At 60.3% G+C, this 16,693-nt stretch carries 15 protein-coding genes; 11 read left to right on the top strand and 4 right to left on the bottom strand.

Annotation, left to right across the window (positions count from 1 at the left end; genetic code table 11):
• Positions 1 to 75 precede the first annotated feature (75 nt).
• The 3 genes from M1D89_RS12955 (at position 76) to M1D89_RS12945 (ending at position 3,490) form a co-directional block, all read left to right on the top strand.
• Entirely contained in the window at positions 76 to 801 is a 726-nt protein-coding gene (locus M1D89_RS12955; RefSeq protein WP_498643973.1) for a beta-ketoacyl-ACP reductase, read from the top strand.
• A gap of 111 nt (positions 802 to 912) precedes the next feature.
• A complete protein-coding gene (locus tag M1D89_RS12950) occupies positions 913 to 1,665 on the top strand; it encodes an SDR family oxidoreductase (protein WP_498643971.1) in 753 nt (250 codons plus the stop codon).
• A gap of 322 nt (positions 1,666 to 1,987) precedes the next feature.
• The gene (locus M1D89_RS12945) at positions 1,988 to 3,490 is read left to right on the top strand and encodes a sugar ABC transporter ATP-binding protein (RefSeq protein WP_498643969.1); all 1,503 of its coding nucleotides are present in this window, start codon (positions 1,988 to 1,990) and stop codon (positions 3,488 to 3,490) included.
• Positions 3,491 to 3,586: 96 nt separating this feature from the next.
• Here the strand turns inward: M1D89_RS12945 and M1D89_RS12940 are convergent, their stop codons facing one another.
• Positions 3,587 to 4,156 carry a roadblock/LC7 domain-containing protein gene (locus M1D89_RS12940; RefSeq protein WP_498643967.1) on the bottom strand — a complete coding sequence of 190 codons (570 nt, stop codon included), beginning with the start codon at positions 4,154 to 4,156 and terminating at the stop codon, positions 3,587 to 3,589.
• A gap of 341 nt (positions 4,157 to 4,497) precedes the next feature.
• On the bottom strand, positions 4,498 to 5,391 hold the full coding sequence (serB, locus tag M1D89_RS12935) for a phosphoserine phosphatase SerB (RefSeq protein WP_498643965.1): 894 nt from the start codon (positions 5,389 to 5,391) through the stop codon (positions 4,498 to 4,500).
• Positions 5,392 to 5,501: 110 nt separating this feature from the next.
• On the opposite strand from serB, the gene M1D89_RS12930 reads away from it, so the two are divergent.
• From M1D89_RS12930 to lplAB, 5 genes are all read left to right on the top strand, one after another.
• Positions 5,502 to 6,287, top strand: coding sequence for an ABC transporter ATP-binding protein (locus tag M1D89_RS12930; RefSeq protein WP_026005832.1), 786 nt, complete (start codon positions 5,502 to 5,504; stop codon positions 6,285 to 6,287).
• Between the two features lie 19 nt (positions 6,288 to 6,306).
• Positions 6,307 to 7,092: a sulfite exporter TauE/SafE family protein gene (locus tag M1D89_RS12925; protein ID WP_402932721.1), complete on the top strand. Its 786-nt coding sequence runs from the start codon at positions 6,307 to 6,309 to the stop codon at positions 7,090 to 7,092.
• 7 nt (positions 7,093 to 7,099) lie between these two features.
• Positions 7,100 to 7,909, top strand: a complete 810-nt coding sequence (locus M1D89_RS12920; RefSeq protein WP_498650884.1) for a TrmH family RNA methyltransferase — start codon at positions 7,100 to 7,102, stop codon at positions 7,907 to 7,909.
• A 141-nt stretch (positions 7,910 to 8,050) separates the two neighbouring features.
• The gene (locus M1D89_RS12915; protein WP_017200906.1) at positions 8,051 to 8,308 is read left to right on the top strand and encodes a type B 50S ribosomal protein L31; all 258 of its coding nucleotides are present in this window, start codon (positions 8,051 to 8,053) and stop codon (positions 8,306 to 8,308) included.
• Positions 8,309 to 8,395: 87 nt separating this feature from the next.
• Entirely contained in the window at positions 8,396 to 9,496 is a 1,101-nt protein-coding gene (gene lplAB, locus M1D89_RS12910) for a lipoate-protein ligase LplAB (protein WP_498650883.1), read from the top strand.
• Between the two features lie 27 nt (positions 9,497 to 9,523).
• On the opposite strand, the gene pepN is transcribed toward lplAB, so the two are convergent.
• Together pepN and M1D89_RS12900 are read right to left on the bottom strand one after the other, a co-directional pair.
• The gene (pepN, locus tag M1D89_RS12905; RefSeq protein WP_498650882.1) at positions 9,524 to 12,127 is read right to left on the bottom strand and encodes an aminopeptidase N; all 2,604 of its coding nucleotides are present in this window, start codon (positions 12,125 to 12,127) and stop codon (positions 9,524 to 9,526) included.
• Between the two features lie 4 nt (positions 12,128 to 12,131).
• Positions 12,132 to 13,181 carry a YeiH family protein gene (locus M1D89_RS12900; RefSeq protein WP_498650881.1) on the bottom strand — a complete coding sequence of 350 codons (1,050 nt, stop codon included), beginning with the start codon at positions 13,179 to 13,181 and terminating at the stop codon, positions 12,132 to 12,134.
• Positions 13,182 to 13,291: 110 nt separating this feature from the next.
• Between M1D89_RS12900 and M1D89_RS12895 the strand changes: the two genes are divergently transcribed.
• Genes M1D89_RS12895 through M1D89_RS12885 form a run of 3 tightly spaced genes read left to right on the top strand, consistent with a single transcriptional unit; the run spans position 13,292 to position 16,678 of the window.
• Entirely contained in the window at positions 13,292 to 14,848 is a 1,557-nt protein-coding gene (locus M1D89_RS12895) for a circularly permuted type 2 ATP-grasp protein (RefSeq protein WP_498650880.1), read from the top strand.
• 55 nt (positions 14,849 to 14,903) lie between these two features.
• Positions 14,904 to 15,830 (top strand): alpha-E domain-containing protein, encoded by a 927-nt coding sequence (locus M1D89_RS12890; protein ID WP_017200911.1) that lies wholly within the window; start codon positions 14,904 to 14,906, stop codon positions 15,828 to 15,830.
• Positions 15,827 to 16,678 carry a transglutaminase family protein gene (locus M1D89_RS12885; protein ID WP_498650879.1) on the top strand — a complete coding sequence of 284 codons (852 nt, stop codon included), beginning with the start codon at positions 15,827 to 15,829 and terminating at the stop codon, positions 16,676 to 16,678. Before M1D89_RS12890 ends, M1D89_RS12885 begins: the two co-directional genes overlap by 4 nt.
• The last annotated feature ends 15 nt before the right edge of the window (positions 16,679 to 16,693 follow it).

Genomic DNA, 16,693 nt, shown 5'->3' with positions numbered 1-16,693 from the left:
GCTGCGGATAGGATCGAAACAGGAAAATCCCCCTTCACAGCGGCAAACGAATGCCGCGGAACCTGGAGCGAAAGCATGTCTGAAGCAGTATCCACCGGCCGCAGCGTCCTCATTACCGGCGGCAACCGGGGCATCGGCCTCGCCATCGCGGAATCGTTCCTTGCCAACGGTGACAAGGTTGCTGTCACCTACCGCAGTGAAACAGAACTGCCTGAGGGCATCCTGGGCGTCAAAGCCGACGTCACGGACGAGGCATCAATCGACGCTGCCTTCAAGATCGTCGAAGAGGCGCACGGACCTGTGGAGGTGCTGGTAGCCAATGCCGGAATCACCAAGGACACGCTGCTGCTGCGGATGAGCGAGGAAGACTTCACGTCAGTTCTCGACACCAACCTGACCGGGGCCTTCCGTGTCATCAAGAGGGCGTCCAAGGGCATGATCCGCCTGCGGAAAGGCCGCGTTGTACTCATTTCCTCAGTGTCAGGCCTCTACGGCGCGCCTGGCCAAATCAACTACTCCGCCTCCAAGGCCGGCATGGTGGGCATCGCACGCTCGCTGACCCGTGAACTCGGTAGCCGCGGCATCACCGCGAATGTTGTTGCGCCCGGCTTCATCAACACCGACATGACGGCCGAACTGCCCGAAGACACCCAGAAGTCCTACTTGGCCAATGTTCCGGCGGGTCGCTTCGCCGAGGCGTCCGAGGTAGCCAACGTGGTGCGCTGGGTTGCCAGCGACGAAGCCGCGTACATCTCCGGCGCCGTGATCCCGGTTGATGGCGGCCTCGGGATGGGCCACTAGGAAACTAGCCTGCACGGCTGTTTTTGTCCGGGATCAACAACGGATTTCCTTCGTGCCGCTGGCATGATGGAATCCGAGCCCACGGAATTTGGATGAACAAAAGGAGCACGAATGGGAACGCTGGATAACAAGACGGCCATAGTGACGGGGTCCTCCCGGGGAATCGGCGCCGAAGTTGCCAAAATCCTCGCAGGGGAGGGTGCCGCCGTCGTCGTTAACTACCGTCAAAAGGCGCCGCGCGCCAACAAGGTAGTCGGCGAGATCCAGGCAGCAGGCGGACGCGCGGCTGCTGTAGGGGCAGACCTCACCACTGACGAAGGCGTGCACGCACTGGCAAGCACCGCCATGGAGGAGTTCGGTTCCCTCGATGTCCTGGTACTCAACGCCTCCGGCGGGATGGAATCGGGCATGGAGGAAGGGTACGCACTCAAGCTGAACCGCGATGCCCAGGTAAATATGCTCAACGCAGCCGTTCCGCTCATGCCCGAGGGCTCGCGCGTGGTTTTCGTCACCAGCCATCAGGCGCACTTCGTGGAAACCGTGCCCACCATGCCCGAGTACGAGCCCGTTGCCAAGAGCAAGCGCGCCGGTGAGGACGCCCTGCGCGACCTCCTGCCCAACCTCGCAGACAAGGGCATCTCACTGGTGGTCGTATCCGGCGACATGATCGAGGGCACTGTGACGGCCACCCTGCTGGATCGCTCCAACCCGGGAGCCATCGAAGCCCGCCGCGCAGAAGCCGGCAAGCTGTACTCCGTAGAGGAGTTCGCGGCCGAGGTTGCCAAGATGGTGACCGCCGATGTGGAATCCGGCCATACAGAATATGTGGGCGGCGCCGACTACTTCGGCAAGACTGCCGAGTAGCCACCACAGCACATCATCTGCGGCCCGGGACCAGCGTCCCGGGCCGCAGCTGCTTAAGCTGCCGCTCCTCTCTGCAAATAACGGTTTCATAAATAATTCAGATTTTCGCGTCACGAAATAGCGATTGTTGTTTCGTAATTTCTGCTTTGCTTTAAATGAATTTATCTGATTAACTCTGCAAGGCGCCCTCGTCCTTGTTTGCAAGCAGGCCGCATAAACCCAGATGGGGACTTTATGCCAAATCACCCACTCAGGCAACAAGCGGAAGCTTCGCGGTTGACTCACGGGGACGGCTATTGTCCCTTTGTTTTAGGAGCTTGCTTTGGACCTGTTATTACACGCTGATGATATCCATGCCTCGTACGATCATCGGCGCATCCTTAAAGGCGTCGGACTTTCGGTACAACGCGGCGAGATACTGGGGTTAATCGGAACCAACGGCGCGGGAAAAACCACCCTGATGGGCGTCCTGGCCGGATCCCATAGGCACGACTCCGGAATAATGACGTTGGCTGGAGAAAAATATGGGCCGGACTCCATAGAGGAAGCGCAGGCCTGCGGTGTTGGGCTCATCCCACAGAACTTCCGAATCGATCCTCAACTAACCATTGCATGCGCCATTTTTCGGGGCACCTTCCAAGCAGGCAAGCCCCATCACGAACTCCGCGACCAAGCAAGCAAGTTGATTCGCGACATCGGCATCAGCTTGGATCCCGACATGAAGGTCGGAACGCTGATTCGTGCTGAGCAGGCCCTTGTGGAGGTGCTGAGGATGGTTGCCGAAGAGGCCCAACTGGTCATCATGGACGAGGTTGCCGCTTCGCTGCCGGACCACGATGTTGCCGTCCTGCATCAGGTCTTACGCATGCTGGTCAGGCAAGGACGCGCGATCATTTACATCACGCATCGGCTGGATGAGGTGCGGTCCATTGCACATCGCATAGCGGTCCTGCGGGAAGGCCGGGTGCACAAAATACTTGAAGCCAGTCATACCGACGTCGACGAATTGGCCTTTCTATTGCTGCAGCAGGAACTCGAAGGTGGCGCCAGGCCCACTGAACCGGCGCCGGGTGATGAGGCCCTGCGGGTGGTGAACCTCAGCATGGAAGACAAGGTCCGGGAGGTCACTTTCAACGTGTCCAAAGGCGAGATTTTTGGCTTGGTCGGAACACATCGGTCAGGCGTTTACGAGTTGGTCGAAGCGCTTGCAGGAGTTCGCCCCAGCACCTCCGGGCACATTCTTTTGCACGGTCAACCGGTTCGGATCCGAGGGGTCCAGGATGCCACCCGCTTGAAGATCGGTTACTTGTCCGACGCTGCCGATAATGGTGAGGAGGCGAGCAGCATCGTGGACGCCATCCAGCCTGTCCCGGAAGCGGGGGAGGCAAACCTTCGGGACGAAATTTCCCAGCTCCGTGGAGTAACTGACGTCATTCGACGCATGCGCATCAGCACGACGAACATCCACGGCAACATCACCACCCTCTCGGGCGGGGACAGGCAAAAAGTACAACTCGCCAAATGGATGGCCACGGACTGCGACGTGCTGATCCTTAGCCATCCCAGCCGAGGCGTTGACATTGGCGCCAAGGAGACGGTGTACAAGATGCTGAGCGAGCTCAGCGAGACAGGTATGGCTATTATCCTGTTGTCTTCCGACTTGTCCGAACTGATCAGCTGGTGCCACCGCGTGGGCGTGATGCGCGACGGCGAACTCGTGACTATCGAGGCCAACGCCAACACCAACGAGGACGTTTTGGTACACCACATGTTGGGTGTGAAGTTTGAATCCGGTGGCGGCGAGGCACGTCGTGTGAGAAATTGACGCTGTTTCCTTCTTCTGCGAAAGAACGATTTCACTTGTAAGACAACAAAGGGACGGTGGCGCATGCGCCACCGTCCCTTTGCCTTCCCCCGGAAATCAGATGGTGATGTCCTTGGCAAGGTTCTTGAGCTTGTGCCGGGCCAGCGCCAGGTTTGCATAGGTGCGGTCGAGTACAAGGTAGACAAAGAGTCCCTTGGAACCGCTTGAATTCAAGACATTGATCAGGTGGTACTGGGTGCCCAGCGTAATGAGGATGTCTTCAATGTCGCTGTCTACGCTCAGGTCGGCCATGGTACGCAGCTTGGCGCTCACCACATTTGAGTTACCCGCAGCAGCAACGCCGAGGTCGAAGCCCGGGTTTCCGCCCTGGGCCAAGGCCATTCCACTGGAATAGTCCACCACGGCAGCACCGGTGGCCCCTTCGATGGCAAGCAGTTGCTTTATGGCTTCATCAAGTGTGCTCATATCGGGTTGTTCCTGTTCTGTTGTGTCAGCGGCAGTGCCCTTGAAGTTGGCAGTTCGGGTGACGTTGACGTCGTAGTGATACGTCTGCAAAATCTCGTGGAGGGGTGTTGGATGCTCGTCCGGAAATTTCTCGTCAGGTTTAGTCAATTCGAATACGTAGTCGCGTTTCCACCACTTCCACGTGCGCTCCGAACGGTTCACTTCCTGCCCCGCACTTTCCTCGTTCCAGCCTGCCGCCTGTTATGCAGAGATATTGATTGAAGTCTTCACTTTACACAACAACTTCTGCACCAAAGCACATCATTTAGGCGATAGCCGGAAAGTGCTAAATCATTACGGACAAGAATGACAGTTTGATAAATAAAGGCTTTTTCCCCGTCACGAAATTGGTTTTGCTGTTTCGCTCCCACTACTTCGTTTCCTCTGTCCTGCTTCACGAACGAGCACGCTTGTCTGCAGGCAAAATAAAGCACCGGTGGAGAAACTCCACCGGTGCTCTACTCAAAGGAGGCGAACCGCGTCGCGGAAGCGACGCCCGACCTTCAGACGTTGGCGATATGCCGCACTGCGTCCAGATAAGGCATCGTGATGACAGCGTCGGCCACCGCGCGTACCGCGGGTTTGGCGTTGAAGGCGACGCCCAGGCCGGCCGCACTCAGCATGTCCAGATCGTTGGCACCGTCGCCCACCGCAATGGTGTGCTCAAGACTAATGTCTTCCGCAGCCGCCCACTCACGCAAGTACTTCTCTTTGGCAGCCCGATCGATAACTGCGCCGAGAACCTTACCGGTCAACACGCCGTCGACGATCTCGAGCTCGTTGGCAATCCAGTAGTCCAAGCCAAGTTCTTCAGCGATGGGACCCAGGATTTGGTTGAATCCTCCGGACACAACAGCCACCACATGCCCTGCCTCTTTGAACGCGGCTACCAGTTCTGCCGCACCAAGGCTAAGGCGCACCTCCTGGCGAACATCATCAACGACGGCGGCAGGCAGCCCGGCGAGGACGGCAACGCGGGCGTGCAAGCTCTGGGCGAAGTCCAACTCACCGCGCATGGCAGCCTCCGTGACGGCAGCGACTTCCTCGCGTTTGCCTGCGTGAGCTGCCAGCAGCTCAATGACCTCCTGTTGGATCAGGGTTGAATCCACATCCATGATGAGGAACTTCCGGGGGGCTTGGCGCAGGCTTCCCGGAACAATGGCTGTGTCCACTCCTGCCTCGGCAGCTTCGGCCACCAGCCGCCTCACTGTCAAAAGACCCGCTTCCGTGTCGGCGTCCACCATAAGATCGGCCGTGTGCACACCGAACCGCTCGTCGCCGCCCTGTGATTCCGATGACACTGAGGCGCCGGCGTCAGCCAGTACTTTGAGCACATTTTCCAGTGATTCGGGGGACAAATTCACGCCGTAGCTGACTGCAGCCAAGTTCGAAGTCATGGCCTCAATCCTACTGAGGGCGCTACATCCATCCGAATTCGTTTCCCCTCGTAAACGAGGAGATACGCCGGTTATCAGTCACACCTATTTTTGTCCTAGTGTCTACTGCTATGAGTGATGTTCTGGAATTGGCTGCCGTCAGCGTTGTCCGAGGCAAAAAGACCCTGCTGGACAAGGTGGACTGGGAAGTCAACGAAGGCGAACGCTGGGTCATCCTGGGACCGAACGGCGCCGGCAAGACCACCCTGCTCCAGATAGCTGCCGCCCGCATGCACCCAAGCAGCGGCAGGGCCGGGATCCTCGACGAAACTTTGGGGCGCGTTGATGTCTTTGAACTCCGCCCCCGCATCGGCCTCTCTTCAGCAGCACTTGCTACCCAGATTCCCGAACACGAGAACGTCCTGAACGTTGTGGTCACGGCAGCCTATGGCGTCACTGGTCGTTGGCGTGAGGGATACGAACGCGACGACGAACGCCGCGCCTTCGGCTTGCTCAACGACTGGGGGATGGGTCCGTTATTGAACCGCACCTTTGCCACCCTGTCCGAGGGGGAGCGCAAGCGCGTCCAGATTGCCCGTGCGCTGATGACCGATCCTGAATTGCTGCTGCTGGACGAGCCTGCCGCAGGCCTTGACCTCGGCGGGCGTGAAGAACTGGTCCACAAGCTCGGTGAGCTCGCCAGCGACGAAGCCGCTCCGGCGATGGTCCTTGTCACGCATCACCTTGAGGAAGTACCGCCTGGATTCACGCACGCCATGCTGCTCCGCGAAGGCGGAGTGGTGGCTGCTGGTCCCATCAAGGAAGTCCTTACGGACGAACACCTCAGTAAAACCTTCGGCCTGGCGCTGGACGTTTCGGAAAACGCCGGCCGCTACACGGCCACGGCCCGCCGCTAGACGGGTCGCGTAGTCAACAATGGAGATCCTTAGCAGCATCCTGGTCTTTTTCGCGGGCCTGTGGGCCGGCACCATCAACGCGGTAGTCGGTTCCGGCACCCTGGTAACCTTCCCCGTGCTCATAGCCCTTGGTGTCACTCCGGTGGTCGCTTCCATGAGCAACGCGATGGGACTCGTGGCCGGCACGGCAGCGGGAGCCTGGGGCTACCGACGCGAACTGGCAGGCCGTGGCAGGCAGCTGATGAAACTCCTGCCGGCCTCCTTGCTGGGTGGTATCACCGGCGCATGGCTGCTGCTGCACCTGCCGGAGAAGGTCTTCCACTACGTAGCCCCCGTCCTTCTGGTCCTTGCCCTCCTCATGGTGCTGTTCCAGCCCAAACTGCAGGCATGGGTCCGCAGCAGGGAAGAGAATCCGGAACACGCCATCCGGGACCGCAGCCACGGATTCCTGCTGGTGGTACTTGTGTACTTGGCCGGTGTGTATGGCGGCTACTTCGTAGCTGCGCAGGGAATTCTTCTGGTGGGCATCCTCGGGGTATTCCTCACCGGAACCATGCAAAATGCCAATGCCATGAAGAACATCCTGGTACTGGGCGTCAACATGGTGGCGGCAATCTCTTACCTGATCTTCGCCTTCGACCGCATCAACTGGCTGGTTGTCCTACTCATCGCAGTCAGCTCCACCATTGGCGGACTCGTCGGTTCCAAGGTAGGCCGAAAGCTGTCTCCCAAGGTCCTCCGGGCAGTGATTTTCACCCTCGGCATGGTGGCCTTGGGCTTCATGGTCGCCAACCTGCTGAAATAATCACCCGGTGACATTCCATTATCTTGAGTCCGCCAACGATCCCCGCGTGACGGACTACACCACGCTCACCGATGTACACCTGAGGAAGCTGCGCGAGCCCCAGGAGGGCATGTACATCGCCGAATCCTCCAAGGTCCTCCGTAGGGCGCTGGCTGCAGGCCACCAGCCACGTTCCTTTTTTCTGGCTGAGAAATGGCTGGAGGACCTCGACGACGTCTTCCGGGCTCATCCTGATGTTCCGGTCTTTATTGGCAATGCCTCGTTGCTGGAGGAAATCACCGGGTTCCACCTGCACCGCGGAGCCATGGCTGCAATGCAACGGCCGGCTCCTGTCCCATTGTCGGACCTCTTAGCCAACGCGCAGCGGATCGCCGTCTTGGAGGACATTGTGGACCACACCAACGTGGGTGCCATCTTCCGCTCCGCCGCTGCACTCGGAGTGGACGGGGTCCTCGTGTCGCCACGGTGCGGGGACCCCCTGTACAGGCGCAGTGTTCGCGTCAGCATGGGCACGGTGTTCCAAGTTCCGTGGGCGCGCCTGGAGAGCTGGCCGGGCGACCTGTCCCAACTGAAGGAACAGGGCTTCACAGTGGCGGCCATGGAGCTGACCGATGATGCCTTGGACTTGGATGATCTGGCGGCGAGGAACATCCCCAAACTGGCCCTGGTGCTTGGAACCGAAGGGGCAGGCATGAGCGAGGAGACGTTGACCGCCGTCGATCTCGCCGTCAAGATTCCCATGCGTGCAGGAGTCGATTCGCTCAACGTCGCAGCGGCCTCGGCAGTGGCGTTTTGGGAACTCCGCCCACGTGATTGAGCGGAGTTCGTACGGGATGGCCGTTTCGGCTATGATTGGTTGTTGGCCCGGCCGCTGGAATGTTCGCATTGCAGCAAAGGTCCACCTCCATTCATACCTGGCAGCTGGCAAAATCCAGTTGCGCGAACAAAAGGTCCCATTATGAAGTCTGATATCCACCCGAAGTACGAAGCTGTTGTTTTCAACGACCTGGCTTCCGGTACGCAGTTCCTGACCAAGTCCACCGTGTCTTCCTCGAAGACCATCGAGTGGGAAGACGGAAACACCTACCCGGTTATCGACGTCGAAATCTCTTCGGAGTCCCACCCGTTCTACACGGGCAAGCAGCGCATCATGGACTCCGCTGGCCGCGTCGAGCGCTTCAACGCTCGCTTCAAGGGCTTCGGCGGCAAGAAGTAACCTACTTCACCCTAAGGCTTTTAAAAGGCCCGTATCGCTGGTTTTCCGGCGATGCGGGCCTTTGCGTTTTCCGGCAAGATGGAGACCATGACTTCCCACCCGGCTCAGGAACCGCACACCCACGACGACGACGCCCGCCTTCACGGCGAATATAAAGTCCCCGGCGGCAAACTTGTGGTGGTGGACCTGGAAGTCTCGAATGGCCGATTTTCAAAGGTATCGCTGAGCGGCGACTTTTTCCTGGAGCCCGATGAAGCCCTCGAGGACATCAACCGAGCGCTGACCGGCCTCCAGGAGAACTCAACAGCCTCAGACATCGCCGCAGCCGTCAATGCCGGATTGCCCGAGGACGCCGTACTGTTCGGGTTCTCCGCCGAGGCGGTGGCCGTAACGGTCCGCCGTGCGCTCTCCAAAGCGACCGGCTGGGCGGACCACCAATGGGAAGTCATTCCACCTTCGGTACTGCCCACGCAGGTGAACGTGGCATTGGACGAGGTCCTTACCGAGGAAGTGGGGGCAGGGCGGCGTAATCCCACCTTGCGGTTCTGGGACTGGGAAGAGCCGTCCGTTGTCATCGGCAGTTTCCAGTCGGTACGGAACGAGGTGGATCCGGACGGCGTCAACAGGCACGGCATCACAGTGGTACGCCGCATCAGTGGTGGTGGCGCCATGTTCATGGAAGCCGGCAACTGCATCACCTATTCGCTCTACCTACCGCAGACGCTGGTGGATGGAATCAGCTTCGCTGACTCCTACGCCTTCCTGGATGCCTGGGTTATGGCCGCACTGGAGAAGCTGGGCATTACCGCCTTCTACGTGCCCTTGAATGACATTGCCACCGAACAGGGCAAGATCGGAGGTGCAGCGCAAAAGCGCCTCGCCAACGGCGGCATGCTCCACCACGTCACCATGAGCTACGACATTGACGCAGACAAGATGGTGGACGTCCTGCGCATCGGCAAGGAGAAACTCTCAGACAAGGGAACCCGGAGTGCCAAGAAGCGGGTGGACCCGTTGCGGCGCCAGACAGGTCTTCCACGCTCGGCAATCCTTCAGGCCATGCAGGATGTCTTCACTGAACGTTACGGTGCTGTGGAAACCCTGCTCACCGACAACGAGCTCGACGAAGCAAGGCGGCGCGTGGACACGAAGTTCGGCACTGAGGAATGGCTGAACCGGGTGCCCTAGGTTCTTTCCGGCCGGTTGCCCTTGCGGTCAGCCGGCGGCTTGCGCCGTCAAAGCCCGCAGCAGGTGACTCCGTTGCTCAATGACGATGCGGCGCAAGGCACGGGGAGCATCCTGGTGGTCACGAAGCCAATGGTCGGCACGTACCAGTACCGGGTGATCAGCTGGCCGCACGCCTTCCGGCAGGTCCTGGGCTCCGGGGAAGAGGCCACGGACAATCCGGCCCGCGATTTCAATGCTGCGTTCGGACCATACACGCTCAAGGCACTCAAAGTAGGGCTTAACGTAGCGTTCCAGAAGATCTCCGGGAGCAGTAACGAAACCGGCTATAGTGGCGCTGAGGATCTCGTTGGAAAGGCCCGTGCTGTTGACCGCGGAATCCCAGGCAGCTGCCTTGACTGATGCGTCCGGTCGGGCAGCTGAGGCCAGGGCATGCCCCTCCCTGCCCGATGCTGTCGTATCAGCCCCGAGCTCCCGGTCCAGTTCGGCCAGGGTCGCTTGCCCGTGGGCCGCCAGCGCCTGCCAGAGGCTCCAACGTAGTTCGGCGTCCACGGCCAGGCCCTCCACCACGGTGCTGCCGTCAAGGATTCCCCGCACAAGGGTTAGCTGGCTGTCACCATGTCTGGATACGTCGGCCACGGTTCTAGCCCACGCGAGTTGCGGGTCTGAACCGGGATCAGCAGACATCAGCTGCTCAGCGGCCACCGCCAGGAAATCTTTTCGAACGCCTTCGCGTGTTGCCGAGGGTACATAACGCTCGATGGCGCTGGCAGCATTGCCCAACACGTTCAGCAGGACACCTATGCCCGTTTCCGAAGGCGCGAATTGCTCGACGGCGGACACGTAGCGGGCCGCTGGGGTAACTCCGTCCCGGGCCGAATCCCAGAGCGCGGTCCAGCAGAGGGCGCGCGCCATGGGATCCGAAATTTTGTCCAGGGATGTCCGCACAGTGTGTTCGGACTCGGGGTCCAGCCGCACTTTGACGTAGCTTAGGTCGTCGTCATTGACCAGGAGCAGCGCCGGGCGGCGCTTTCCATTCAATGCAGTTACCAGCGTACTTGGGCCGGCAACGTCCACCTCGATGCTTTCAGTCCTCACCAAGGCACCGGCTGAGTCGGCGTCATACAAGCCCAGCCGCATACGGTGTGGGCGGAGTTCCTGGTGGCCAGTCAAGGGATCAATGGCCTCTTGCTGGAGGGTCACGGCTCCGAAGACCCCGCCGTCTTCCACGATCTCAGCGGCAACGGTGGAGATACCGGATGTCTGCAGCCACTGGCGTGCCCAGTCAGCCAAGTCCCTGCCCGAGGCAACGCTAAGTGCTTGGAGGAGGTCCTGGAGGGACGTATTACCAAATTCATGATCCCGAAAATACTGGCGGGACCCCTTGATGAAAGCATCAAAACCGACATAGGCCACCAACTGCTTCAGTACCGAAGCACCCTTGGCATACGTTATGCCGTCAAAGTTCTGCTTGGCGGCTTCAAGGTCCGGGATGTCCGCCACAATAGGATGCGTGGTGGGCAGTTGGTCCTGTACATAGGCCCAGGCTTTGCGTTTGCTGGCGAAATTCACCCATGCCGTGTCCCAGTCCGTCGCGCGGTCCACACCAAGGGTGCCCATGTAGTCGGCGAACGACTCCTTGAGCCAAAGGTCATCCCACCAATTCATGGTCACGAGGTCGCCGAACCACATGTGGGCCATCTCGTGCATCAGCGTATTGGCTCGGGCTTGGTACTGGGCATCTGTGGCGCGGGAAGCATAGACATACTTTTCAGTGAACGTCACCAGCCCGGGATTCTCCATCGCTCCGAGGTTGTACTCGGGCACGAACGCTTGATCATACTTGCCCCATGGGTAGGGGTAGGCGAAGAGTTCGTTAAAAAATGCCAGTCCGCTCTTGGTCAACCGGAAAAGTTGTTCGGTATCGAATGATTCCGCTAAGGAGGCGCGGCAGAAAAGTGCCAGCGGGACGTCAAGGCGGGTGCCGTCGTCGAGCGTTGTTGCCCAGTGATCTTCGGCTTTGAAGTAAGGGCCCGCAAGCACAGTGGTGATGTAAGTCGACATTCGCTTGGTGGCCGCGAAATCCCATCGCGCGGCACGGGGATCGCCCGGCACAGGCGTGCATGCCACTTCAATGCTGTTGGACGCAACTTCCCAAGCAGCGGTAGCGATGACGTGGAAGGTAAATTCAGCTTTGAGGTCGGGTTGTTCGAAATTGGCGAAGACCCTGCGGCTGTCAGCCGGTTCATATTGCGTGTAGAGGTAGCATTCGCCGTCGGCGGGATCCACAAAGCGGTGCATGCCCTCGCCGGAGCGGCTGTAGAGCGCCGTCCCGGTCACAGTCACGGTGTTTTCGGCCTCGAGGCCTTCCAGGATGATCCTGTCCCGGTCCACCACTAATCCAACGTCAAGAGATCGGGCGTTCAGCAGCACAGACTCGACACCGCCGCTGATGAAATCCAGGAAGGTGGAAGAGCCGGGGTCGGCTGAGAAGGTGATGGTACTGGTGCTCGGGTATCCGGCGACGGCGGGATCTGCCGCGTCGCGGACATCAAGCGTGACGTCGTAGCTATGGGTGGTGATCAGGGCTGAACGGGTGGCGGCTTCATCGCGCGACAAATTGTGATTCGACACACAGCTATCTAATCATGATCCACGCGGCCCCCAGGCCCAACGATGCGATCAGCAGCCAGGACCCCAACGCCACCAGAATTGCTCGCCCTCCTGTGCGAATCAGGGTGCGCACCCGCACCGCCGAACCAAGCCCGAACAATGCTGTAGCCAAGAGGATGTCTTGGAGAGCCGCCGCGATCTCCAGTCCCGCCGCCGGCGCCCAACCCAGGGAGCGGACTGCCACCATGGTCAGGAAACCGATCACGAACAGCGGGACAATCGGTGGGAACCGCCCGTCAACGCCATGAACTGCGCCGCCCGTCCCGTTGCTGCGTTCCCTCACATGGAGAATCCGCTGGTGCACCCCCGCTGCGGCTGCAACAGGCGCCAGCAGGACCACGCGGGTCAATTTCACGACGACGGCGATCGCCAGCGCCGAGGTACCCGCGGTTTGCGCAGTGGCCACCACCTGGCCGACATCATGCACTGAGGCGCCGGTCCATGCCCCGAACTGCTCAGGATTGAGGTTCAACGGGTGCATGAGAAGTGGGAGGACGCCGATGGCAAGGGTGCCGCACAGTGTCACAAGCGCCACAGGGAGCACGGTGTCTTGATGCTTGATACGGCGCACAGCCGCCATTGCACCAATCGCAGAAGCTCCGCAGATGGAGAAACCTGTGGCGATAAGAAGGGCAGCTTCTCCGGGGAGGCGCAGCAGACGCGCCAGCCCATAGGTTCCCGCGAAGCTCACCAGGACAACACCGGCGATCAGGAGCAAGGATAGCCAACCCAGGCCAAGGACGTCGCCGATGCTCACTTTGAGGCCCAAAAGCACGATCCCGGCACGCATGAGATGCTTTCCAGCGAAGTCCAAACCTGGTCGGGCGCGCCCCGCGGTCAACACGGCCGTGCCCGGTATATTTGCTGAAAGCAGGCCCAAGGCAACAGCAAGTGTCATGGCCGGAACTGCCGGAAAGACACTGTGGATGGCGAAAGCAAGGCCCGTTGCGGCGATGCTCAGGACCAACCCGGGCCCCAGCCGGGACAGCTGGGGCGCAAGACTGTTGAAGGGCATGCCTCAACCCTGCCGGATGGGGGCACGGAAGGCGAACCGGGAGTACCCGGAAACGGCCACACAACCAGCGCGAAATGCGCTCGACTCAAAAAGGTGATTACCTGAATCCCATGTCTGACCTATTCCAGGATTACTCCGAGGCCGCCGCGCGCAGCGGTGCCTATGACGAGATGTTTGCCCAGGGCCACGTTGCCAGAAGATCCTATGGTCAGGTTTCCGGGGCTCTCCGCGAGCTTTCCTTGGCGGATGTCACCGCCCGGGCCGATTCCATGGCCCGAACCTTCCTGGACCGTGGCGTGACGTTCGACTACGCGGGGGAGGAGCGGCCGTTTCCCCTGGATATTGTCCCACGCGTCATTCCCGCCGATGAGTGGGATGTACTGGAGCGTGGCGTTGCTCAGCGCGTCAAAGCCCTTGAAGCATTCCTGAACGATGTCTACGGGCGGATGGCAGTTGTCACTGATGGCGTGATTCCACGACAGCTTGTGACCACCAGCGCACATTTCCACCGCGCGGTCCACGGTTTCGAACCCTCAGGTGGTGTGCGTGTCCATGTGTCGGGCATCGACGTCGTCCGGGACGCAGCCGGCACCTTCCGCGTGCTGGAGGACAACGTTCGCGTACCTTCGGGCGTCAGCTACGTTTTGGAGAACCGCCGGGCCATGGCCAAAGGTTTGCCCGAGGCCTTCGGCCAGCAGCACATCCGGCCTGTGGAGGAGTACCCTAGGCGGCTCCTCTCTGCCCTCCGTAAAACCGCTCCAGCAGGCGTGGATGATCCCACCGTGGTGGTCTTGACACCGGGCGTCTTCAACAGCGCCTACTTTGAGCACACCCTGCTTGCCGGGCTCATGGGCGTGGAGTTGGTGGAAGGCCGGGACCTCATCTGCCGTGGCAACCGCGTGTACATGCGGACCACTGCCGGTGAGCAGCGCGTGGATGTCATCTACAAACGCATCGATGACGACTTCCTGGATCCACTGCAGTTCCGCTCGGATTCCATGCTCGGCTGCCCCGGATTGGTTAACGCCGCCCGCGCCGGAGGCGTGACCATCGCCAACGCTGTGGGTAACGGCGTAGCCGACGACAAGCTCGTGTACAGTTACGTGCCTGACCTCATCCGGTACTACCTCCACGAAGAGCCAATCATCGCCAATGTCGACACTTTCCGGCTTGAGGAAAAGGAAGCCAGGGAGCACGTCCTGGACCGCCTCGACGAGCTGGTGGTCAAGCCCGTGGACGGTTCAGGTGGTAAGGGATTGGTCATCGGGCCGGACGCCACAAAGGACGAACTCGATGCCCTGCGCAAGCGCGTCATAGCCGATCCCCGCGGATGGATCGCACAGCCTGTCCTGCAGCTCTCCACGGTGCCGACGCTCTCCGGAGATAAGTTTGGCCCCCGCCACGTGGACCTGCGCCCCTTTGCAGTAAACGACGGCGACGACGTCTGGGTCCTGCCCGGAGGCCTCACCCGGGTGGCGCTCAAGGAAGGGTCCTTGATAGTGAACTCCAGCCAAGGCGGCGGTTCCAAAGACACGTGGGTATTGGCCGATTCTCCCCAACTGCCGGCCGAGGTGATTCCCCGCCAATCCGTCACGGTCCGCGAGCAGGTATCCGTGTGGCCGGTGGAAAGCAACTGGCGGGATCGCCAAACGGAGCAGCAACAGTGAACGCGCACCACCAACACTTGAACTTCGACATGCACCACGCGAAGGAGGCAGTTCCATGCTGAGCCGCATTGCTGAGTCACTCTTCTGGATCGGACGCTACGTAGAGCGCGCCGACGGTACTTCCAGGATTTTGGATGTGCACCTTGAGCGCCTGAACCACCTGCCCCTTGAGGAACAGCGAAGCGTCGCCCGGGAGCTCCTTGCCGTGATGGGCGCTAAGCCGCAAAGCGAAGAATTCGGCCTTCCCGAACTCCTTCATGCCTTGGCCTATGACAAGCACAGCGCGTCCTCCATTGCCGGGTCCCTGGGTGCAGCCCGCGAGAATGCGCGGCGCGCCCGCGAGACTGTCTCCCAGTCCCTCTGGGAAAGCCTCAACACCACTTACTATGGCCTCAACCAACACCGCAAGGACGTTGTGGGGACGTACCGTTTCTGCAACTGGGTTTTGGAGCGGACCGCCATGGTCCGGGGTCTGGCGGACACTACCGTCAGCCATGACGAGAGCTGGTTGTTCATGGTGCTCGGCCGATCCCTGGAACGGGCCGATATGACAGCCCGTATGTTGTCCACCCGCGATGTTCAGTCCGCTGGAATGTCATGGGTCAACATGCTGCGATGTGCGGGAGCTTATGAGTCCTTCATCCGGACCCGTAGGGCAGCGTTCGGAGACCAGCACGCGGCGGAATTCCTGCTCCTGGACCGCTTGTTCCCGCGTTCGATTGTCTATGCGCTGCGCGATGCCGACGAATGCCTCGCCAAGTTGGATCCGTCAGCGCAGCGCGTGGGGTTCATCAACGACGCCCGGCGAATTGTGGGCCAGGCCCGGACATTCCTTGAATTCCACCGTACAGACGATCTCATGTCTGAGCTGCCTGAACACATGGAGCGTGTTCAGAAGGCCGTCACGCAGGCCTCGGACGCAATTTCCCGTAAGTACTTCAATCAGGCTGATGAGCACGCCTGGGTGGGAGAAGTTTCATGACCCGGCTGAGCATTGTTCACAAGACTGCCTATAAGTACAACCGCCGCGTGACCTTGTCCTACAACGAGGCACGGATGACCCCTCTGACAGATGGCCAGCAGGTTGTCTTGGAGGCCTCGCTGAAGGTCTCACCCAACCAGGCCTCCGTCAGCAACTACCGTGACTACTGGGGAACGCGGGTCACGGCCTTCGATATGCAAATGCCGCATGAGAGTCTTGAGGTCCTCGCGACGGCCACCGTTGAAGTGCACCGCACGGAACGGGTGGCAACCGAGGACGACATTGTGGGATGGGACGTCATAGCCTCGGAGAAGGTCCAGGACGAATTCAGCGACTGGTTGCCCCAATCCCGGCTCAGCGGGCCTGGTGAGGAAGTCCTGGAGATCATCCCGGATATCGTCAAGGGAAAGAACCCCCACGAGGCCGCACTGGCAGTCTTCGCGTGGATGGCCGGCGAGATGACCTACATGAAGGGCACTACGGGGGTCACCACGAATGCCGAACAGGCGTGGTCCCAGCGTCAGGGAGTATGCCAAGACCTGGCCCACCTGGCCATCGGCGCCTTGCGCTGCAGTGGCATTCCTGCCCGTTACGTTTCGGGATACATCCACCCCCGCTCCTCGGCGGACATCGGCGAAACTGTTGCCGGACAATCCCACGCCTGGCTGGAATGGTGGGACGGCGAATGGCGAAGCTGGGACCCCACCAACCACAAGCCGGCAGGTGACTACCATGTCACCGTGGCTCGAGGCCGCGACTATCGCGATGTTCCCCCGCTGAAGGGCATCCTGTCCGGTGGAGGCGGTTCGGGGCTCTCCGTTTCGGTGGAGATCACCCGCCTGGCATAAGTGTTTTTATACAGA

It is taken from the genome of Arthrobacter sp. D3-18, from assembly GCF_054408525.1.
This window is presented reverse-complemented; position numbering and strand designations above follow the sequence as displayed.

Bases quoted from the DNA above. Each gene is read 5' to 3' on its own strand.
- lplAB (WP_498650883.1), top strand. From the start codon at position 8,396: ATGACTTCCCACCCGGCTCAGGAACCGCACACCCACGACGACGACGCC.
- M1D89_RS12955 (WP_498643973.1), top strand. From the start codon at position 76: ATGTCTGAAGCAGTATCCACCGGCCGCAGCGTCCTCATTACCGGCGGC.
- M1D89_RS12925 (WP_402932721.1), top strand. From the start codon at position 6,307: ATGGAGATCCTTAGCAGCATCCTGGTCTTTTTCGCGGGCCTGTGGGCC.
- M1D89_RS12915 (WP_017200906.1), top strand. From the start codon at position 8,051: ATGAAGTCTGATATCCACCCGAAGTACGAAGCTGTTGTTTTCAACGAC.
- M1D89_RS12890 (WP_017200911.1), top strand. From the start codon at position 14,904: ATGCTGAGCCGCATTGCTGAGTCACTCTTCTGGATCGGACGCTACGTA.
- M1D89_RS12885 (WP_498650879.1), top strand. From the start codon at position 15,827: ATGACCCGGCTGAGCATTGTTCACAAGACTGCCTATAAGTACAACCGC.
- M1D89_RS12930 (WP_026005832.1), top strand. From the start codon at position 5,502: ATGAGTGATGTTCTGGAATTGGCTGCCGTCAGCGTTGTCCGAGGCAAA.
- serB (WP_498643965.1), bottom strand. From the start codon at position 5,391: ATGACTTCGAACTTGGCTGCAGTCAGCTACGGCGTGAATTTGTCCCCC.
- M1D89_RS12895 (WP_498650880.1), top strand. From the start codon at position 13,292: ATGTCTGACCTATTCCAGGATTACTCCGAGGCCGCCGCGCGCAGCGGT.
- M1D89_RS12950 (WP_498643971.1), top strand. From the start codon at position 913: ATGGGAACGCTGGATAACAAGACGGCCATAGTGACGGGGTCCTCCCGG.
- M1D89_RS12900 (WP_498650881.1), bottom strand. From the start codon at position 13,181: ATGCCCTTCAACAGTCTTGCGCCCCAGCTGTCCCGGCTGGGGCCCGGG.